Source organism: Pelagibacterium sp. (assembly GCF_035555455.1).
In the GTDB taxonomy this organism is placed as follows: Bacteria; Pseudomonadota; Alphaproteobacteria; order Rhizobiales; family Devosiaceae; genus Pelagibacterium.
In genome coordinates, this window is sequence record NZ_DATMGM010000065.1 from 1 (window position 1) to 19,199 (window position 19,199).

The 19,199-nt window shown below is 61.3% G+C and carries 16 protein-coding genes and 1 tRNA gene; 6 read left to right on the forward strand and 11 right to left on the reverse strand.

Features of this window, described 5'->3' with window-relative positions:
• Nucleotides 1-263: 263 nt before the first annotated feature.
• Nucleotides 264-1,160, forward strand: coding sequence for an alpha/beta hydrolase (locus VNS12_RS12665; RefSeq protein WP_325488206.1), 897 nt, complete (start codon nucleotides 264-266; stop codon nucleotides 1,158-1,160).
• 15 nt (nucleotides 1,161-1,175) lie between these two features.
• Here the strand turns inward: VNS12_RS12665 and VNS12_RS12670 are convergent, their stop codons facing one another.
• The 5 genes from VNS12_RS12670 to VNS12_RS12690 form a co-directional block, all read right to left on the reverse strand.
• Nucleotides 1,176-1,976, reverse strand: coding sequence for an ABC transporter permease subunit (locus tag VNS12_RS12670; RefSeq protein WP_325488207.1), 801 nt, complete (start codon nucleotides 1,974-1,976; stop codon nucleotides 1,176-1,178).
• Nucleotides 1,973-2,929, reverse strand: coding sequence for an ABC transporter permease subunit (locus tag VNS12_RS12675; RefSeq protein ID WP_325488208.1), 957 nt, complete (start codon nucleotides 2,927-2,929; stop codon nucleotides 1,973-1,975). Before VNS12_RS12675 ends, VNS12_RS12670 begins: the two co-directional genes overlap by 4 nt.
• The gene (locus VNS12_RS12680; protein ID WP_325488209.1) at nucleotides 2,926-4,068 is read right to left on the reverse strand and encodes an ABC transporter ATP-binding protein; all 1,143 of its coding nucleotides are present in this window, start codon (nucleotides 4,066-4,068) and stop codon (nucleotides 2,926-2,928) included. The genes VNS12_RS12675 and VNS12_RS12680 overlap by 4 nt, the downstream gene beginning before the upstream one ends.
• An 81-nt stretch (nucleotides 4,069-4,149) precedes the next feature.
• Nucleotides 4,150-5,241, reverse strand: coding sequence for a polyamine ABC transporter substrate-binding protein (locus tag VNS12_RS12685; protein WP_325488210.1), 1,092 nt, complete (start codon nucleotides 5,239-5,241; stop codon nucleotides 4,150-4,152).
• A gap of 367 nt (nucleotides 5,242-5,608) precedes the next feature.
• The gene (locus tag VNS12_RS12690) at nucleotides 5,609-6,133 is read right to left on the reverse strand and encodes a TetR/AcrR family transcriptional regulator (protein ID WP_325488211.1); all 525 of its coding nucleotides are present in this window, start codon (nucleotides 6,131-6,133) and stop codon (nucleotides 5,609-5,611) included.
• A gap of 201 nt (nucleotides 6,134-6,334) precedes the next feature.
• On the opposite strand from VNS12_RS12690, the gene VNS12_RS12695 reads away from it, so the two are divergent.
• Complete coding sequence (locus tag VNS12_RS12695; protein WP_325488212.1) at nucleotides 6,335-7,873, forward strand: MFS transporter; 1,539 nt, start codon at nucleotides 6,335-6,337, stop codon at nucleotides 7,871-7,873.
• Between the two features lie 23 nt (nucleotides 7,874-7,896).
• Here VNS12_RS12695 and VNS12_RS12700 read toward each other — a convergent pair whose 3' ends face one another.
• Nucleotides 7,897-8,934, reverse strand: coding sequence for an aldo/keto reductase (locus VNS12_RS12700; protein WP_325488213.1), 1,038 nt, complete (start codon nucleotides 8,932-8,934; stop codon nucleotides 7,897-7,899).
• Nucleotides 8,935-9,168: 234 nt separating this feature from the next.
• Here VNS12_RS12700 and VNS12_RS12705 point away from each other — a divergent pair.
• Nucleotides 9,169-9,245 (forward strand) — tRNA-Met (locus tag VNS12_RS12705).
• 294 nt (nucleotides 9,246-9,539) lie between these two features.
• Entirely contained in the window at nucleotides 9,540-11,309 is a 1,770-nt protein-coding gene (locus VNS12_RS12710) for an SLC13 family permease (RefSeq protein WP_325488214.1), read from the forward strand.
• Between the two features lie 21 nt (nucleotides 11,310-11,330).
• Here the strand turns inward: VNS12_RS12710 and VNS12_RS12715 are convergent, their stop codons facing one another.
• The 5 genes from VNS12_RS12715 to VNS12_RS12735 form a co-directional block, all read right to left on the reverse strand.
• On the reverse strand, nucleotides 11,331-12,155 hold the full coding sequence (locus VNS12_RS12715; protein ID WP_325488228.1) for a DMT family transporter: 825 nt from the start codon (nucleotides 12,153-12,155) through the stop codon (nucleotides 11,331-11,333).
• Nucleotides 12,156-12,231: 76 nt separating this feature from the next.
• On the reverse strand, nucleotides 12,232-13,377 hold the full coding sequence (locus VNS12_RS12720; protein WP_325488215.1) for an iron-containing alcohol dehydrogenase: 1,146 nt from the start codon (nucleotides 13,375-13,377) through the stop codon (nucleotides 12,232-12,234).
• The gene (locus tag VNS12_RS12725) at nucleotides 13,370-14,299 is read right to left on the reverse strand and encodes a dihydrodipicolinate synthase family protein (protein WP_325488216.1); all 930 of its coding nucleotides are present in this window, start codon (nucleotides 14,297-14,299) and stop codon (nucleotides 13,370-13,372) included. The genes VNS12_RS12720 and VNS12_RS12725 overlap by 8 nt, the downstream gene beginning before the upstream one ends.
• On the reverse strand, nucleotides 14,296-15,246 hold the full coding sequence (pdxA, locus tag VNS12_RS12730; protein ID WP_325488217.1) for a 4-hydroxythreonine-4-phosphate dehydrogenase PdxA: 951 nt from the start codon (nucleotides 15,244-15,246) through the stop codon (nucleotides 14,296-14,298). Before pdxA ends, VNS12_RS12725 begins: the two co-directional genes overlap by 4 nt.
• Nucleotides 15,243-16,412 carry a sialidase family protein gene (locus VNS12_RS12735; RefSeq protein ID WP_325488218.1) on the reverse strand — a complete coding sequence of 390 codons (1,170 nt, stop codon included), beginning with the start codon at nucleotides 16,410-16,412 and terminating at the stop codon, nucleotides 15,243-15,245. The genes pdxA and VNS12_RS12735 overlap by 4 nt, the downstream gene beginning before the upstream one ends.
• 227 nt (nucleotides 16,413-16,639) lie before the next feature.
• Here VNS12_RS12735 and VNS12_RS12740 point away from each other — a divergent pair, with 227 nt between their 5' ends.
• The gene (locus VNS12_RS12740; protein ID WP_325488219.1) at nucleotides 16,640-18,205 is read left to right on the forward strand and encodes an ABC transporter substrate-binding protein; all 1,566 of its coding nucleotides are present in this window, start codon (nucleotides 16,640-16,642) and stop codon (nucleotides 18,203-18,205) included.
• Nucleotides 18,206-18,279: 74 nt separating this feature from the next.
• Entirely contained in the window at nucleotides 18,280-19,194 is a 915-nt protein-coding gene (locus tag VNS12_RS12745) for an ABC transporter permease (protein WP_325488220.1), read from the forward strand.
• The last annotated feature ends 5 nt before the right edge of the window (nucleotides 19,195-19,199 follow it).

The following is a 19,199-nucleotide window of genomic DNA, read 5'->3' on the forward strand; positions in this document are numbered from 1 at the left end:
AACCTGCAAAATCCTTCTCAAAACAAAATAAACACAAAAGCCCCGCCCAAAAAGCGGGGCTTTTTTGTGTGAAAAAATGTAAAAAAACTTGCTTTGGCGCAGCCGAATATGTGGTTCCGTTGTGGAAATGCTCCTGGCTTGATCCGCTTTCTTAAGCTTGTCTTAACTGCTAAGGCAGCCTTGCCATCATGGCGTCCTAAATTGGACGTGATCGTCGGGCACAGACACCTTTCCTTTCTTTATAGCCAAAGCACAAAATCACGATGAAACTGTCGCGTCGTCATGTTCTCGGCTCGATGGGCGCCTTTGCCCTGAGTGGGGGCTTGTTTCCCACGCAGGCAAGCGCTGTATCGCTTATGGACCCGTTCAATCTGTCCACCGCCATGGATGCGGGAGTGGTCAAGATTGGCGATGGGATTGCCTATGCTGGCGGGCCGCGCGGCAAGCTCGACGTCTATGTGCAGCAGAACCCGCGCGGCAATGCGCCGGTGATCATGTTCATTTATGGCGGCGGATGGAAGCTGGGGGAACGATGGGAGTACGAATTCGTGGGCCGCGCATTGGCCGCTCGCGGGTTCGTCACCGTCATCCCCGACTATCGTCTGGTGCCCGATGTCGCTTACCCGGGCTTTCTCTATGATGGGGCCGTGGCGGCCAAGTGGATCGAGGATAATATCACCACGTTTGGCGGTAATCCGGACAAGCTGTTCCTCGCCGGCCACTCGGCGGGCGCTTACAATGCGGTGATGTTGGGGCTCGATCCGGCGTTCTTTCGCGAAGCGGGCACCAATTTGAAAATCCGCGGCATTGCCGGTCTTGCGGGCCCGTACGATTTCTATCCGTTTGAATATAACGAAGTGCGGGACGCGTTTGGGAACGCGCCCAATCCCGAGGGCACGCAGCCGGTGCGGCTGGTGAGCGATCAGTCGCCGCCGATGTTTCTGGCTTCGGGCCTGAATGATCCGATCGTGCGCCCGGTCAACACCACAACCTTGGCCGGAAAACTGCGGGAATACAGCGTGCCTGTGGACGAGCGCTATTATGAAGGCATCGGGCACATGGAAATTGTCACCTCGCTGGGGGCGATGCTGCGCTGGCGTGCTCCGGTGCTTGATGATGTGGTCAATTTCTTTTCCAGTCTGGGCGCCCTCGACGCCTGAAGACCGGAGGGCTCCCTACCCGCGGGGACGCGTACGGAGCCCGATCAGCGTGGCGGCCACGACACCGAGCGCGACGATGCCGATGATGATGGTGGCGAGCGCATTGACGTCCGGAGACACCCCCAGGCGGATTTTCGAAAAGATCACCATCGGCAGGGTGGAGGCACCCGGCCCCGAAACGAAGCTGGCGATGACCAGATCATCGAGCGATAGCGTGAAAGCCAGCAGCCAGCCAGAGATCAGCGCAGGCGAAATGATCGGCAGGGTGATATCGAAAAACACCCGTAGCGGTGTTGCGCCCAGATCCATGGCTGCTTCATCAAGTGAGCGATCCATATCCGACAGACGGGCCCGTACCAGCACGGTCACATAGGCCAGACAGAAGGTGGAGTGGGCGATGGTGATGGTGACAAACCCTCGTCCGGCGGGCCAGCCGAGCATGGCTTCCATCGAAACGAACAGCAGCAACAGCGACAAGCCGGTGATGACATCGGGCATGACCATGGGCGCTGCGGCCATGCCGGTCAGCGCCGTCTTGCCTCGGAACGAGCCCAGGCGCGACAGGGCGATACCGGCCAAGGTGCCCAATACGGTGGCTATCGTGGCGCTGGTTGCGGCGATCTGCAGGCTCAGGATGGCGGCGGCCACCACCTGTGAATCCTGGAACAGCGCCGCATACCAACGGGTGGAAAACCCGGTCCAGACCGTTACCAGCCGACTTTCGTTGAAAGAGAAGACGACGAGCGAGATAATCGGGGCGTAGAGAAACGCAAAGCCAAACGTCGCAAGGGTCGGGATGAACAGGCCACGCCTCATTTTTCGGCCTCCACGACGGCGTTCTGGGCGTAGCTGAGCAGCATGATGGGCACCAGAAGGATCACCAGCATGACGATGGCCACAGCGGAGGCCACCGGCCAATCGCGATTGGCGAAGAACTCATCCCAGAGCACACGGCCGATCATCAGTGTGTCGGCACCACCGAGCAGCGACGGAATGACGAATTCGCCAATGGCCGGGATGAAGACCAGCATCGATCCCGCGATCAGGCCTGGCATGGAGAGCGGCAGCACCACCGTGAGAAAGATCATGAACGGGCGCGCGCCGAGATCGGCGGAGGCCTCGATCAGGCTCTGATCAAGTTTGACGAGCGTGGTGTAGAGCGGCAGCACCATGAAGGGCAGGTAGGTATAGACGATGCCGACAAACACGGCCCCTTCGGTCTGGAGCATGGTGAGCGGCTGATCTGTAATGCCCAAAGCCATGAGCACGTTGTTGATGATGCCGTTGCGGCCCAGAAACCCCATCCAGGCGTAAACCCGCAGCAGGAACGAGGTCCAGAACGGCAGGATGACCAGCATCAGCAACAGGTTGCGGTATTTCTCATCGGCGCGGGCGATGAACCAGGCCATGGGAAAAGCGATCAGCAGGGCGATAAGCGTGGAGATCGCCGCGATGCGCACGGAGTTGATATAGGCGTTGGCGTAAAGGCTGTCGCGCAAGAGGAACAGGAAGTTCGAAAATTGCAGCGTGATCGACAGCGACTCATCACTGCCCCAGACGAACATCGGCAGATAGGGCGGTTGGCCCAGCGCAAAGGCGCTGAGGGCAATCTTGAAGACCACCAGCAGCGGGACGAGGAAAAAGACCGCCAGCCACAGTGTAGGCGCCAGAATGACGGCGGTGCGACCGGAAATGCCCAGCCGGTTGAGGCCTGCGGTGACAAAGCTCCACGCCCGGCGGGGCACGGTGACATGCCGACCGGTGCTCATGACACCAGCACCGCCCCGGCGTCGGGCGCCCAGGACACATAGACGTGCTCGTCCCAGCTGATCGCCTGCTCGTCATACCGGGTCAGGTTGGTCTGGGTGACCTGAATGCGCTTGCCGCTGTCGAGTACGATGCGGAAGACGCTCATGTCGCCTAGATAGGCGATGTCTTCGACCAGACCGCGGGTGATGTTGGCGTCGCCGTGCGGACGCTCGCGGCTCAGCACCATCTTTTCGGGGCGGACAGCATACCACAGGGTCTGCTCAGGGGCGCAGTCGACACCGTGACTGACATAGATATCGGTGCCTGCTTCGGCGGACGAATCCATGCGCATGTGATCGTCGGCGTCCTCGGTGACGACACCTTCGAACATATTGACCGACCCCACGAACCCGGCGACGAAGCGCGAATTGGGGAATTCGTAGATTTCCTGCGGCTCGCCGATCTGGGCGATCTTGCCGTCATTCATCACGCCGATGCGGGTGGAGAGCGTCATGGCCTCCTCCTGATCGTGGGTAACGACGATGAAGGTGACGCCGAGGGTTTCCTGGATCTTGACCAGTTCGTACTGGGTGTCTTCGCGCAGTTTTTTATCAAGCGCGCCAAGGGGTTCGTCGAGCAGCAGCAGTTTGGGGCGGCGCGCCAGCGAGCGCGCGAGGGCAACGCGCTGGCGTTGACCGCCCGAGAGCTGATGCGGCTTGCGGCGCGCGAATCGTTCGAGGCGCACGAGCTTGAGCAGTTCCTCCACCCGGTCGGAAATTTCCGAGCGGGCTATGCCCTGGCGCTTGAGGCCATAGGCGATGTTGCGCTCAACCGTCATATGCGGAAACAGCGCATAGGACTGGAACATCATGTTGACGGGCCGGTCATAGGGGGGAACATTGGTCATGCTCTGGCCATCGATTTCGATGGTGCCGGACGTCGCGGTTTCAAAACCGGCGAGCATACGCAGCAGCGTTGACTTGCCAGACCCCGAGCCGCCCAGCAGGCAGAACAGCTCGCCCTTATAGACATCGAGCGAGACGTCATCGACGGCATAGACATCGCCAAACGTCTTGGTGACGTTGCGAATCCGCACGAAAGGCGTGGCGTCGGGGTCGCGCCACGGGCGCGTATCAGCGGCGATCTGAGGCTTTTTCAAGAGCGGACGTCTCCCCAACTCCCAGAGAAAGGCAGGTCGACAGGGCACCATACCGCGCCCTGTCATGCAACCATGAAGCGCTTACTGGCCGGTCTTGATCCGGGTCCAGGCGCGGGTCAGCAACCGGTCATAACCGGGCGTGCGGGCCTTGGGCGCGAACAGGTTGGCCATCACGTCCGGAGTGGGGTAAATGGCTGGATCTTCAAGGATTTCCGGATCCACGAACGCATCGGCAGCCGCATTGGGATTGGCGTACCAGACATAGTTCGTGATGTCGGCGGCGATCTGCGGTTCGAGGATGAAGTTGATGAATGCGTGGGCCGCGTCGGGGTTTGGCGCGTCGGCGGGGATGGCCATCATGTCGAACCACAGGCTCGCGCCCTCGGTGGGGATGACATAGGTGATCTCGACACCGCGGTTGGCCTCAGCCGCGCGATCGGCGGCAATGAACACGTCACCGGAGTAGCCGACCGAGAGGCAGATTTCGCCATTGGCGAGGTCGGAAATATACTGCGACGAGTGGAAATAACGGATGTAAGGCCGCACGGCGGCGTAGAGTTCCTCGACGGCGGCCAGGTCGCCAGCGTCTTCCGAGTTTGGATCAAGTCCCAGATAATTCAAGGCGATAGCGGTCATTTCCACCGGCGCATCGAGCACGGCGATGCCGCAATCGGCAAGCTGGGCGGCAGTTTCAGGATCAAACAGCAGGTCCCAGCTTTGCAGCGGGCCGTCCTCGCCCAGCCGCTCGGTGACGGCGTCGATATTGTAGCCCAGCCCGGTGGTGCCCCACATGTAGGTCACGGCATATTCGTTGCCCGGGTCATACTCCTCGACCTGTTCGGTGATGGCGGGAACGAGGTTGCCGAGGTTGGAAAGCTTTGATTTATCAAGCTTTTGGAACAGGCCAATGGGAATCTGGCGTTCGAGGAAAAAGCCCGAAGGGATGACCACGTCATAGCCCGAAGACCCGGCCAGAAGCTTGGCTTCGACGATCTCGTTGGAATCGAAAACGTCATAGTTGACGGCGATGCCGGTCTGGGCCGTGAACTTTTCCAGCGTGTCTTCGGCGATGTAATCGGACCAGTTATAGACATTGACTGTCTGGCCCTGAGCCATGGCGGACGTTGCCATGAGTGAGGCGGCAATGCTGAGGAGAAACAACGACTTGTGCATAGTGACGAGGTCCCTTTCACAACAAAAAAGAGTTGGTGACAGCATCGTGCGGCTGCTCCGGAGTCACCTCTTGGCGGCGTCAACCACACGGCACTCCCTTCGCCGCTTCACCAATCGGGGACGATGTCTCCCGATCGCTAGGCATGAAAAGGTCAGACCTGCCATTACAGGCAAGTCTGCCCCCTGAAAAGCAAAATTATGTGACGGGAGCGATCATCGGCTGAAAATTGGCAAAGAGGCAACAGCGGGCCCGATACCCCCAATCTTGCTGCAAAGATTGAGCGTAAAATGTATGGAGTTGCGGACCTTCAAGCTGCGCAATGCCATAAAGATCGGTCACAGGGTTTATCCGCATGTCCGATGCCGCTCACGGGTCGAGAAGTGTCTCGATATCGGCGAGCAGGGCTTCCAATTGCGCGGTGTCGTCAAAGCTGGAAATCCGCATAAGCATGGTCCCCTCCATGGCGAGAAAGGCGAGGCGCTCCGAACGGGTTTGGGGCGAATGACCGATCCTGTCGAGCATCGACTGGTACCAGTCTCTGGTCTCCAGTCGGCTTTCCGGATTTTGCAGATACACCATCATCAGTCCGGCCATCTTTGCGTCGGTGGTGCTGGCCGAGGACCGCATGGCGGCGATGTAGGCCCGGACGAGTTCGGTGGGGCTTTTGGGGTCCTGTTCGGCGATCAGCGCGTCGAACTGATCATTCCAGCGATCCAGAACGGCTTTGACCAATTCGTCCTTGGACGGGAACGAATATTGCACACCGCCTTTTGAAATACATGCGGCCCTGGCCAACGCATCGATAGTGAGGCCCTGCGGGCCCTCAGTGTTGACGATCTGTTCGGCCTTGCTCAGCAGCATATCGCGACTGATTTTAGGTTTTCTGCCCATAAAAAATCAAATCTCCCGTCGGTTTCGGGTTGAAATCCATACGTATGTATTTATATATCCCGCTCGACGCTAGAGCAATTCCTGTGTTGATTCATTCACAGGTGCTCCAAATCCTTTTGTCGCGTTTCGCTTGAGGCCCCTAAGGGGCCGAACCGAAAACCGGTTGTATTTTTCCTGGAAACGCCAATCCCAGAGCTAACCATGAGCGACGTCTCAGCCCAAACTAAAATCCATTCCAATCCAAAACGCTGGTGGGCCCTCATTGCCGTCATGCTGGCCTTCACACCAGTGGTCATCGACATGACCGTGTTGCATGTTGCCATACCGACGCTGACCCAGGCACTGGGCGCGACCAGCACGCAAATGTTGTGGATCATCGATATCTATCCGCTGCTGATGGCAGGCTTTCTGGTGCCGATGGGGACGCTGGCCGATCGCATCGGGCATCGCAAACTGCTGCTGGCAGGACTGGTGATCTTCGGTATTGCCTCGACGCTGGCCGCCTTTGCCCCGACGGCACCCGTATTGATCGCCGCGCGCGTGTTGCTGGCGCTGGGCGGTGCGATGATCGTTCCGTGTGTGCTCGGGATCATCCGGCGCAATTTTGAGGACGACAAGGAACGCGCCATTGCCCTTGGACTGTGGGGCACAGTGGGGGCGGCGGGGGCCGCCGTCGGACCGCTGGTAGGCGGAGTGTTGCTGGAGCATTTCTGGTGGGGCTCTGTGTTTTTGATCAACGTGCCTGTCATGCTCGTTGTTGCGCCCGCCTGTGCCCTTTTGCTGTCGCGCCAGGAGGCGACAATGCCAGGACACTGGGCAATCGGGCAGGCCCTTGTGCTGATTGTCGGCATGATTTCGGTGGTCTATGCGATCAAGGCGGGCTTTGCCGGGCAGCACCCTCTGGCGATCATCACCATGATTGCGATCTTCGGTCTGACCATGCTGGTGCTGTTTGCGCGCCAGCAATTGAATTCGCCCGATCCGATGCTCGATCTGTCGCTGTTCTCCCATCCGGCCATCATGGCGGGCATCATCATGGCGCTGGTGGCCACCGGAGCGCTGGCCGGGGTGGAGCTGACGCTGGCGCAGGAGCTGCAATATGTGATCGGGATGACGCCGCTGGAAGCGGGTATCTTCATGATCCCGATCATGGTCGCATCTGCCTTTGGCGGGCCTCTGGCAGCCGTTCTGTCCAACCGGTTCGGCCTGCGTCTGGTTGCCAGTTTCACCATGTTGATCGGCGGTGCCATGCTGGCCGTGCTTGGAGCTGCCGACTTTCACGATCCCGGTCTGCTCGTGCCCACGGCGCTGGCGCTGGCCGGGCTTGCCCTGAGCATCGGCCTGACCGCATCGTCGATTGCCATCATGGGCGCGGTGCCGGCGGAAAAGGGTGGCGCGGCGGGATCTCTGGAAGGGACCGGTTATGAACTGGGCTCGGGGCTGGGCATCACCATCTTCGGCGTGGCCATGTCCAGCGTCTATGGCAGAGCCCTGCTGGCCCCCCAAGGCATCGCCGCGGAGCCGATGGCGCAGGCCAGCCGCTCGATCGGCGATACATTCCTGGTGGCCAGCACCCTCGGTGAAGAGCAGGGCGCGGCGCTGATCGAAGCGGGCAAGCTGGCGTTCACCCAGGCGCACTTCACCCTGCTGTCCGCAGCGGCCATCACCATGGGCCTGTTAGCCGCGCTGGTGTTCGTCCTTCTGGCGCAGTATCGCCCCACCAGCGCATCAGCGCATTGAGGGCCGATAAACGCCGATGCCGCTCAGGCGATGGTGCGCGGATAGAGCCGGTGGAGCTCGTCGATGGCGGTGAGGACTTCATCTGACAAGGCGATATCGGCGGCGGCGATATCGGTGCGCAATTGCTCCATCGACGTCGCCCCGATGATGACCGAGGCCATGAACGGGCGGGTGAGGCAGAAGGCAATCGCCATCTGGCACACATCGAGCCCATGCTGTTCGGCCAGCGTCATATAGGCCCTGGTGGCGGTTTCCGACGCGGGATTGAGACGCCACATCGCCCCGAGCGCGCCGCGCGAACCGGCGGGCATCTCGCCATTGTTATATTTGCCGCTGAGCAGGCCCGCCGCCAGCGGCGAATAGGCCAGCAGCCCCACATCTTCAAAGGCCGACACTTCAGCCAGGTCGAGATCGAAATGGCGGCGCAGCAGGTTATATTCATTCTGAATGGTGGCCATGCGCGGCAGGCCGTGGCGTTCGGCCAGCGACAGATAGCGCATCAGCCCCCAGCTGGTTTCGTTCGACACCCCGATGGCGCGAATTTTTCCGGCCTTGATCTGCGCATCGAGGGTTTCGAGCACGTCGAACAGATTATCGGCGATGGCGGCGCGATCCTGACCGAAGGGATCGAACCCCCAGGCATGGGAGAAATTGTAATGAGCGCGATTGGGCCAGTGGAGCTGATAGAGATCGATATAATCGGTCGAGAGACGGCGCAGATTCTGTTCGAGCGCGGCAACGATTTCGGCTCCGGTCATCGGCCGCCCGTCGCGAATCCAGGAATTGCGCGGCCCGGTGATCTTGCTGGCCAGAACCCAATCTTCCCGCCGCCCGGTGGTTTTGAACCAGCTGCCGATGATGGTCTCGGTGGCCCCTTGCGTCTCGGCCCGGCCCGGCGTGGGATAGAGTTCGGCGGTATCGATGAAGTTGATCCCCTGATCGAGGGCGTAGTTCATCTGAGCGTGGCCTTCGGCCTCGGTGTTCTGTTCGCCCCAGGTCATGGTGCCGAGGCAGATCTGGCTGACGGAGATGCCGGTGCGGCCAAGGGTGCGCTGTTGCATGAAATATGATCCGGGATAAACTTGAGGCAGGAACGGGAAAGGGCGGGCGACAGGGCCCGCACGTTGTGTACCCGGGCCGAGGCGTGGTGACAATCCATGCGCCAACCGCGACACTTGTGCACAGGGCGTAATTAATTGGATTAATATCGCTTTGAGGGCTTTGCAAACAGCAAATCCCCCCCTATATAGGCGGCATCCGAGCGGTTCGCCCGAACCAAAAGCATCGGACAGTGTCGCGGGGTGGAGCAGCCCGGTAGCTCGTCAGGCTCATAACCTGAAGGTCGTAGGTTCAAATCCTACCCCCGCAACCAATTTTTCCCAAAGATAGAACAATGAGTTGTGCGATCTCCTGGTGGGGTCGCAAGCGCGTTGTTGCACTTCATGCCACCTCAAGATTTTTCGCCGCTGCCGGACGGGTTTGCGGTGTTTTGACGTTTGGGGGGCGGTCACCTGCAGTGGCGGCTCGATGGGCGCGGGATCGGCCCGGTAAATATATCCGCAGCCGGATCGGTAATGACGGCGACATTGACGGCTGGAGTTATCGGAACCAAGGATAGGGCCACACCAACGGTCGGCGCCAGGGCGCAGGGAGGCGGGAACCAACAATGACTGTTGAGATCGCACTGGTGCTGGGCGTCGCCCTGGTTGCCATTTTCCTGTTTGCCACCGAAAAATTGCGGATCGATGCCGTGGCCCTGCTGGTGCTTTCGGCGCTGGCCATCTTTGGCCTTGTCAGCCCGGGCGATGCGCTGAGCGGATTCAGCAATCAGGCGACGATCACGGTGGCTGCGATGTTCATTCTTGCGGCCGGGCTGCAGAACAGCGGGGCTCTATCGGGTATCGGACGCCTGCTGGGGCAGGCCAGATCGCCGCTTACATTCCTGCTCATCCTGTTTGGGGTGTTGGCGGTTATCGCGCCTTTCGTGAATAATACCGCCGTGGTCGCCGTTTTCATGCCACTGGTCATGACCGCCGCCGCGGGAATCGGAATGTCGGCCTCCAAGGCTCTGATCCCGCTTTCCTATGTTTCGCAAATGGCCGGGGTTTGTACCCTTGTGGGCACGTCGACCAACCTGCTGGTCAACGCAATGGCCCGGGATCTGGGCCATCCGGGCTTTTCCATGTTTGAATTCACCCCGCTGGGGGTGATCTGCTTTGTGGTTGGCTGTCTCTATCTGCTGACATTGGGGCGCTATCTGTTGCCCGATGCCCGCGCCACCGAACTGGCCGAGCAGTATGAATTGGGAAAATATATCACTGAGCTTCGGGTGCTGCCGGACTCCTCGCTGATCGGCGTTTCCGTGGGGGAAGCCAAGCTGGGCGAGGATTTTGGGGTTTTCGTGCTTGAACTGCTCCGTGGCGACAAAAAGGTCTGGTCGCCCCGGTCGCAGATTCTTGAAGAGGGCGATGTGCTGATTGCCCGGGGGGACTGGTCGAAACTCGATCACCTGCGCAAGGAGGCCGGGCTGGAGATCAACACGGAGTTCCAGTTCCAGACCCAGGCTTTGGAAGAGGGCACCGAGCAGGTGTTAACCGAGGTGTTGATCGCGCCGCGGTCGCGGGTGATCGGCAGTACGCTGGCCCTGCTCGATCGGCGCTGGCAACACACTGCGACGGTTTTGGCCATTCATCGGCGCGGGCAGATATTGCGCGAACAGCTCAAGGACGTGCGGCTCAATGTCGGTGACGTCCTGCTGATGCTCACCCCGGAAGCCGAGATGGCTGCATTGCGCAGCGACGCCAATGTGATCGTGCTCAGCGAACGCAATGCAGAAAAGCCTGCCGGCTGGCGGGCGCCCTTTGCCCTGGCCACCATGGTGCTGGTGATCGCCATATCCGCGATCGGCTGGGCCCCCATTGCTATCACCTCTCTGGTCGGCGCCGTGGCGATGACCCTGGCAGGGTGTTTGGACGAGGACGCGGTCTATGACGCCATCGATTGGCGCATCATCATTCTGCTGGCCGGGCTGTTGCCGCTGGGTGTCGCCATGAGCCAGAGCGGCGCGGCCGAGTTCATCGTTGCCAACACCATCGGCCTGGTGAGCGGGTTTGGTCCGCTGGTCGTGCTGGCCGTCGTCTATCTGATGGCGCTGTTGCTGACGGAGTTCATGAGCAATGCGGCGGCGGCGGTCCTGCTCACGCCGATCGGCATGTCCACGGCCAATGTGCTGGGCGTCGATGCCACGCCCTTTCTGATCGCGGTGACCTTCGCCGCTTCGACAAGCTTTGCAACGCCGGTCGGATATCAGACCAACACCATGGTCTATAGTGCCGGCGGCTACCGGTTCACCGACTTTCTCAAGGTGGGGCTGCCGCTCAATCTGATCTTCTGGGTCCTGGGGGTGATCTTCATTCCGGTCTTCTGGCCATTCTAGAGCCTTGCCAAGTCTTTTCTCTCAGTCAATTCTCGCCGGATTTTTTCGCGAAGCGATGAGCGTCGCTGCGAAGATGATGCCGGCGCCGATCCAGGTGGAAAGACCGGCGACCTGCCCGAACAGCAGGAAGGCGATCAGCGCGACGGCGGGGAGGCGGATGAAGTCGAAGGGGGCGAGAAAGGAGGCGTCGGCGTGGCTGAAGGCGCGGGTCACCAGCGCCATGTTCAGCGCGCCGCACACGCCCTGAACGATGAGCAGGCCGAAGGCGGTCCAGCTGGGTGTCGTCCACACGAGTATTGCCGGTATCAGGGCGAGCGGTACGGTGAGGATGAGGTTCCAGGCGACCAGCGTATCGGTGCTGTCGCGCTGTGACATCTTCTTGAGGACCAGTTGGGCCAAGGCCATCAGGGCCGACCCGGCCAGCGCCAGCAGCAGGGCCGGTTCGAGCGCTCCCGATCCGCCGGGATTGATGATGATCAGCGCGCCCGAAAAGCCCGCAGCTATGGCAAAAACGCGCATCGGGCCCAGCTTTTCACCCAGAAACAGCCAGGCGCCGACAGCCAGGAGAATGGGGCTGAGGAAGATGATGGCCGTGACATCGGCGAGGGGCGCGAGCGTGAACGCCACGAAAAAGCACAACAGCCCGCCAAGCTTGAGCGCCGCGCGGACCGCATGGGTCGCGCGATAGCCCGACACCAGGATCGCGGGGCGCCGCACGATCATCGGCATGACGAACAACAGCCCGAAAAGGGCGCGGAAAAAGCCGATGACGAAGGGATGGACGTCGACCAGCAGGCGCACGATCGCCGCGTCGATCCCATTGAGCACGGCGGCCGCACTCATCATCAGCGCCGCGGCAAGATAGGCGTTTTTCGTATCCACGGCGGGCAGGGCACTTGTGTTGCGGGCGGCGTTCTGCGCCTCAGGAAAGAGTCAGCGCGTTCCGATAGATCGTATGGATGTCCTCGACGCTCATCGGCTTTGGATTGTTGTCCATCAGCCGCCGGATGGCATGGGCTTCTTGCGCCCATTCGAGAAGGTTGTCTTCCTGTGCACCATGAGCAGCGAGGGCCATTGAGAGCCCGAGCGAACGGCAATAGCCAAACGCGGCCTCGGGGATACCCTTTGATTCCGCATCGGACGACAAGCCGAGCAGCGAGAGGATTTCCCGCGTCTTGTCCGGCCTGGCCGGTGCATTGAAGGCGAGCACATGGGGAAAGATGATCGCGTTGGCCAGCCCGTGCGGCAGCCCCAGATTGGTGCCAAGGGGATAGGCCAGCGCGTGGCCGGCGGCGGTGTTGACCGGGCCGAGGCAAATGCCGCCGTAATACGAAGCGAGCATCATTCCGGCCCGCGCCTCGGTGTCTGAACCATCGGCGACGGCGCGTGCCAGATAGCGGCCCACCAGTTCAATGCCGAGGCGGGCATAGCCATCGATCATCGGATGGGCCCTGATGTTGGTGAAGGCCTCGACGCAATGGGCCAGCGCATCCACTCCGGTGGCCGCCGTGACCGCCGCAGGAACCGAATAGGTGAGTTCGGGATCGAGAATGGCGATGTCGGCCAGCATGTGATCGCTTTCGACCGCCAGTTTGGCGAGCGTCGCCGGATCGGTGACAAGGGCGCGCGTACCTGCTTCCGAACCGGTGCCCGAGGTCGTGGGAACCTGGACGAGCGCCGTCCGCCGTCCTTTGATCTTTCCCACGCCGACCACATCGGGAATCGACACGGTGGCGTCCCAGAGCACGGCAACCAGCTTGGCGACATCCATGGCCGAACCGCCGCCCAACCCGATGACCAGATCGGGCCTGAAGGCGCGGGCGCGCTCAAGAACCTTTTCAACAGCGGGCAAATCGGGCTCGGGTGGCAGGTCGATGAACACCTCGACCTCTCCCTTGATGCCGATGCGCTCGACAAAGCCTGCGGTGGGCGCCATGGCGATGACGAAGACCCGGTTGAAGCGGGCGGCAAAGGGAGTGAGCCGCGCCAGTGCCCCTGCGCCGACCTCGATCTGTTCGGGCTGTCGCAGCGTGATCTGGCGGGAGAGAGAAAGAACCGGCTCAGCCATTGTCCTGCTCCTCAAGGCTTTGCATTTCGGCCCAGACGGTTTCGATCTGCTCGGCGGTCAGTTCAACCAGCGGCGGGCGAACCCGTGTCCAGCCGTCGTGCTGGCGGCGGCGCGCCAGCATGGCCTTGATGGTGGGCAGCTGCACATAGGCGTTGGACAGGTTGCGCCAGGCATCGATGCGCTGTTGGGCGGCGTTCACCGCCTCTTCCTGTGCGGCGTCGAACCAGTTGTCGAAAACGAAGCGCAGATGTTTGGCGATGAGATTGGAACTCGACGTGATGCAGCCTGCGCCGCCTGCGCGCAGCAGGGGCAGCATGAACGGATCGGCGCCCGAGAGAACCGAAAACTCCGAAAAACGTTCGGCCAGCCCCTGCATGTGTTCAAGATTGCCCGAACTGTCCTTGATGCCGATGACGATGCCTGGAAACTGCTCGCGGAGGCGGGCAATGAGATCGGTGGACAGCCCCACCTGCGCGATGGGCGGGATGTGGTAGAGGATGATGCGCAGGCGATCGCTGCCCACGCCCTCGATAAGCTCGGCATAGAACCTGAACAGCCCCTCATCGCTCACGCCCTTGTAATAGAAGGGCGGCAGGACGACCGTTGCCGCCACGCCCAGATCCACCGCATGGCGGGTCAGGGCGATGCTGTCGGCGACATTGGTTTGCGAAGTGCCGGGGAGCAGGCGAGAGGGATCGACGCCTGCCTCGACAAGGCTCGCCAAGAGGTTCTGGCGCTGGGCGATGGAAAACGAATTGGCTTCGCCGGTCGTACCCAGAAGCGCGATGCCATCGCAGCCTTCTTCCAGAAGGGCCTTGCAATGGCTTGCGAACGTGGCGTGGTCCGGCTCCCCGGAAGCAAGAACCGGCGTCGCGGCGGCGCTATAAACGCCGCTGACGGGAAGGGCAAGGGCGGGGTTCATGATCTGCTCCCGGCAGCCAGCCGACGCGCATAGGCGATGGCGGCATTCATGTTGGTGTGGTTGGCCCTGCCGGTTCCGGCAATGTCGAAGGCGGTGCCGTGATCGACGGAGGTTCGGTCGATGGGTAGACCGAGCGAGACGTTGACCGCCGTATCGAAGGCGACGAGCTTGATGGGGATGTGGCCCTGATCGTGGTACTGGGCGACGACGAGATCGAAAGCCCCGTTATAAGCCCGGTGATAAACCGTATCGGCGGAAATCGGCCCGGTCACGTCGATGCCTTCGGCGCGCGCCATTTCAACGGCAGGCACGACCTGTTCGTCATCCTCGGTGCCGAACAATCCGCTTTCCCCGCAATGGGGGTTGATCCCGGCCACCGCGATGCGCGGCGCGGCGTAGCCGATGCGCTTGAGGTGGTCGTTTCCGGCGCGGATGGTATCGAGAATGCGCTGGGGCGTTGCCCGGTCGATCGCGGTCTTGAGCGAAACGTGCGTGGAAACGTGAATGACCTTGAGCCGGTCGGACGCCAGCAGCATGAAGGCGGATTTCTGGCCCGTCAGCGCCGCGAGCATCCCGGTGTGCCCGTCATAATGGTGTCCGGCGCTGTTGAGCGCTTCCTTGTTGATCGGGGCCGTCACGATGCAGCCGATCTTTCCGGCCTGGGCATCGTCCACCGCGCGGGCGATGAAGCGAAAAGCGGCGTCACCCGCCCGCGCATCGAGCTTGCCCCAGGGCACGAGGCCGCCATCGATTTCGACAGGCTTGACAAGGCTGTCGAGGTCCAGATCAAGCCCGCATACCTCAAGGGCAGCGTCGAGGGTTTCGCGGTGGCCGTAGATGCGCGTCCGCGCGCGGTCCGCCGCGGACATTTCCGCGATGGCCCGGACCGTGATTTCCGGTCCCACGCCGGCGGGATCACCCATTGTTATGCCGACAATATCGCTCACTCCGATGCTCCGTCGATCCAGCCTGCGGGCAGGCGTACATATTTGATGGCCCTGCGGAAATAGGTGTAGGCGACATGCAGTTCGCCCCCATCGCCTTCTAGCAGGTAGGGATAGGACAGTTCCTTGTTGCGCCCGTCCTCGGAATTGTTGGACAGGCACGTGCCCGCGCTGTCATCGATCACGCGGCGCAAGGGGAAGGTCTTGCCGCCATCGGTTGAGATGCACAGGCTCAGCGGCGCGCGCGGTACGCCCCAGATCGGTTCACACCCCCCGCTGGCGTCGGGCCGGTCGTCGCCTTCTTCGATCTCATCGTAAAGCGATACGCGCCTGTCGTTCGACGTTGCCGCCGAGGACGGGTTGCACACCATGGCCAGCCGGCCATCGGACAGCCGGATCACATTGATCGAGGAATTGTTGTTGGGCACATCGGTCGGCTCGGTCGCCGACCAGGTGATCCCGCCATCGGTGCTCACCGACCGGTGCACGAAATCGGACTGCCTGCGGCGGTAAAAGGCGACCATCTCGTCGCCATCGAGCGGCACGATGGTCATGTGGACCGACCCGGTCGAGCCCGGCACGTCCTCAAGCGTCCATGTCTCGCCATCATCGTGGCTGACCCCCACGGCGGCATTGTCGTGACTGCCGTTCCAGCGCTGGCCGGGGCGGGGGATGCAGCGGAAGATCGGCATCATCCACGCCCCATCTTTCCGGCGCACGAAACGGGCGCGGATGAAGCTGCCGAGCGGAAGGCCGATGGTGCGCGGCTCGCCCGCCGTCAGTACGCCGTTTTCAAGCGATACGGTGCGCGCGCGCAGCAGGCATTCGTCCTGATTGCCCGAAGGCTGGGCGGTGTGGAAAAGCTGCCATTCATGCCCGTTATGGGCCAGCACCGGGTTTTGTTCGGACCGGTCGGGATCGTTCGATAGCTGAACCGGGGCGCTCCAATGCGCCGCACCGGGCGCCAGTGTGCTGCCATAGATGGAGATATCGGATTTGCCTTCGAGGGTGCCGCCAAACCAGAGGCACGCCAGCGTGCCATCCTCGAAACGCTCAAGGAACGCGGCGTGATTCTGCACTGCCGGAGAGGGAAGAAAGGCCTCGGCCTTCCCCTCTGGCCGCTCGTTCAGCGCGCCCGTCATGCTTCTGGCGATGTCGTCAGGGGACATGTTTCCTCCTCTTCGGTTCTGCGTCTGGTTGCCCCGATATTTTATTGTTGTCAAGTTATATGTGACGGATTGAATGTCAAAGTGATTTCGTGAACTCATGTAAATATGATATAAATCAACTAGTTAGGTGGTTGCAATTCGACAAGGCCTTGTGTTTTTGCTTTTTTGTTTGACAACTTTAATCATGAAGGGAATAGTGCGGACGGTTCCGCTGGGAGGTGCGCCGCATGTCGTTGGGCATCCGTTGCCGCCCGGCTTTCCTGATAAGGCTGCCAAGGGAGGTAGAATTGACTTTAAGATATCTGTTGACTGGCGCATTGCTGGCGTCGGCGGCGGTGAGCCCCGCGCTTGCCCAGGACAACACCGCCATCACAGTCGTGCTCAGTGAAGAGCTCGATCTCGTGGAGCCCTGCATGGCGACCCGCTCCAATATCGGTCGCGTGGTCCTGCAGAACATCAACGAAACCCTCACCGAACTCGACGTGCGGGGCGATGCCGGGCTGATGCCGCGCCTTGCCGAAAGCTGGGAAGATCGCGGTGACGGTGTCTGGCGCTTTACCCTGCGTGATGGCGTCACCTTCTCGGATGGCACCGCGTTCGATGCCGCCGACGTCGCGCACAGTTTTGACCGCGTGTTCAGCGACCAGATCACCTGCGAAAGCGCGCGCTACTTTGCCGATACCGAGCTTGCCTTCGATATTATCGATGACCTCACCATTGACGTGAAGGCGGAGCCGGCCCAGCCGATCCTGCCGCTGCTGATGTCGCTCGTGACCATCGTTCCGTCCGAAACGCCCATCGAGTTCGTCCGCAACCCGATCGGCACCGGTCCTTACGTTCTGTCCGAGTGGCAGGCCGGCCAGTTCATCCAGCTCGATCGCCGCGACGATTATTGGGGTGAGCAGCCGGAGGTTTCCTCGGCCCGATACGTCTTCCGGGGCGAAGCTGCCGTGCGTGCGGCCATGGTAGAGACCGGCGAGGCCGATATCGCCCCGCAGATCACCGAGCTCGAAGCCACGAACCCGGCGACCGATTTCACCTATCCCAACTCGGAAACGGTCTATTTGCGCCTCGATAGCGCCGATGAGCCCACCAGTGATATACGCGTCCGTAAAGCGCTCAATCACGCCATCGACCGCGAAGCCTTCATCGGCACGCTGCTGGCCGAAGGCACCGAACTGGCCGTTGCCATGGTTCCGCCCACGACGTTGGGCTGGAATGGCGATCTCGTCCCCCTCGCATACGATCCCGCCCTTGCGCGCCAATTGCTCGCGGAAGCGGAAGCTGACGGGGTCGATGTGTCCCTGCCCATCGAGATCATCGCCCGGACGGAAAACTTCCCCAACGTGACCGAAGTCACCGAGGCGCTGACCCAGATGCTGACCGATGCGGGCTTCAATGCCTCCATGCGCATGGTCGAGGTGGCCGAGCATGAGCAGTATTACTCCAAGCCCTACCCGGAGAGCGAGGGCACGCGCCTGATCCTCGCCCAGCACGACAACAGCCGTGGCGATCCGGTCTTTTCGATGTACTTCAAGTACCATAGCGACGGGACCCAGTCGGGCATCGCCATTCCCGAGGTGGATGACCTGATCGAGCGGGCGACCGCTGCGACCGGCGCCGAGCGTGATGCCCTGTGGTCCGAGCTTTTCGCCTATGTCCATGACGAAGCGGTTGCCGATGTGCTGCTGTTCCACATGGTCGGCCACAGCCGGGTCGGCGAGCGGCTGGACTTTACGCCCACCATCGCCACCAACCAGCAGCTTCAGCTTTCCGAAATCGGCTTCAAGTAGCAAGCTGGTCAAGAGCAATCCTGGCGGCGCCGGAGGTCCGGCGCCGCTTTCCATAAAATGATCGGTGTGCCGCAATGATCAAACTGGTAGGACAAAGAGCTATCGCGAGCCTGCTGTCGCTGAGCGTCCTGATGGTGATGGTCTTCTTCCTCTCGCGGTTGACCGGGGATCCGGCGGCACTGTTCCTGCCGATCGATGCGACCGAGCAGATGAAGGAGCAGTTCCGTGCGCTCCACGGGCTCGACCGGCCCATCCTCGAACAGTTCGGCCTGTACGTCTGGGATGTCCTGCATCTCGATTTCGGCGAGTCGCTGCGGCGCGCCCGCCCGGCCATCGACATCGTGCTTGAAGCCTATGCCTGGACCCTGCCGCTGGCGCTGATCACCATGGCCCTGGTTATCGTCGCGGCCATTTTTCTCGGCTCGATTGCGGCCTTTAACGTAGGCGGTGTGATCGATCGGGGGATTTCCGTCGTGTCGCTCATCGGGGCTTCGGCACCCGATTTCTGGATCGCCATCGTCGCGATCGTGGTTTTTGCAATCAACCTTGCCTGGTTGCCTACCTCGGGCGTCGGCACCCCCTGGCACTGGATCATGCCGGTGGGCATCCTGTTCATCCGCCCCTTCGGGCTGATCGTGCAGGTGGTGCGCGGCTCGATGCTCTCGGCGCTGTCGGCGCCCTACGTCAAGACGGCCCGCGCCAAGGGCGTCAAGAATGGCCCGTTGATTTTCGTCCACACCCTGCGCAACGCCATGCTGCCGGTCATCACCGTCATCGGCGACCAGGCGGCGGCCCTTTTGAACGGTGCGGTGATTGTCGAGACGATCTTCGGATTTCCGGGGGTCGGCAAGCTGATGATCGATTCCATCCTGCAACGCGACTTCAACGTGGTGATGGCCGCGATCCTTGTGACGGCCATCGCCATCTTCATCATGAACATCCTGATCGACATCGCCTATTCGATCCTCGATCCACGCATTCGGCAATAGGCGGG

What these genes read in the sequence shown, in the direction of transcription:
- VNS12_RS12710 (WP_325488214.1), top strand. Translation starts at nt 9,540, where the DNA reads ATGACTGTTGAGATCGCACTGGTGCTGGGCGTCGCCCTGGTTGCCATT.
- VNS12_RS12715 (WP_325488228.1), bottom strand. Translation starts at nt 12,155, where the DNA reads ATGATGAGTGCGGCCGCCGTGCTCAATGGGATCGACGCGGCGATCGTG.
- VNS12_RS12740 (WP_325488219.1), top strand. Translation starts at nt 16,640, where the DNA reads ATGTCGTTGGGCATCCGTTGCCGCCCGGCTTTCCTGATAAGGCTGCCA.
- VNS12_RS12695 (WP_325488212.1), top strand. Translation starts at nt 6,335, where the DNA reads ATGAGCGACGTCTCAGCCCAAACTAAAATCCATTCCAATCCAAAACGC.
- VNS12_RS12665 (WP_325488206.1), top strand. Translation starts at nt 264, where the DNA reads ATGAAACTGTCGCGTCGTCATGTTCTCGGCTCGATGGGCGCCTTTGCC.
- VNS12_RS12675 (WP_325488208.1), bottom strand. Translation starts at nt 2,929, where the DNA reads ATGAGCACCGGTCGGCATGTCACCGTGCCCCGCCGGGCGTGGAGCTTT.
- VNS12_RS12720 (WP_325488215.1), bottom strand. Translation starts at nt 13,377, where the DNA reads ATGGCTGAGCCGGTTCTTTCTCTCTCCCGCCAGATCACGCTGCGACAG.
- VNS12_RS12670 (WP_325488207.1), bottom strand. Translation starts at nt 1,976, where the DNA reads ATGAGGCGTGGCCTGTTCATCCCGACCCTTGCGACGTTTGGCTTTGCG.
- VNS12_RS12725 (WP_325488216.1), bottom strand. Translation starts at nt 14,299, where the DNA reads ATGAACCCCGCCCTTGCCCTTCCCGTCAGCGGCGTTTATAGCGCCGCC.
- VNS12_RS12735 (WP_325488218.1), bottom strand. Translation starts at nt 16,412, where the DNA reads ATGTCCCCTGACGACATCGCCAGAAGCATGACGGGCGCGCTGAACGAG.
- VNS12_RS12690 (WP_325488211.1), bottom strand. Translation starts at nt 6,133, where the DNA reads ATGGGCAGAAAACCTAAAATCAGTCGCGATATGCTGCTGAGCAAGGCC.
- VNS12_RS12745 (WP_325488220.1), top strand. Translation starts at nt 18,280, where the DNA reads ATGATCAAACTGGTAGGACAAAGAGCTATCGCGAGCCTGCTGTCGCTG.
- VNS12_RS12685 (WP_325488210.1), bottom strand. Translation starts at nt 5,241, where the DNA reads ATGCACAAGTCGTTGTTTCTCCTCAGCATTGCCGCCTCACTCATGGCA.
- VNS12_RS12700 (WP_325488213.1), bottom strand. Translation starts at nt 8,934, where the DNA reads ATGCAACAGCGCACCCTTGGCCGCACCGGCATCTCCGTCAGCCAGATC.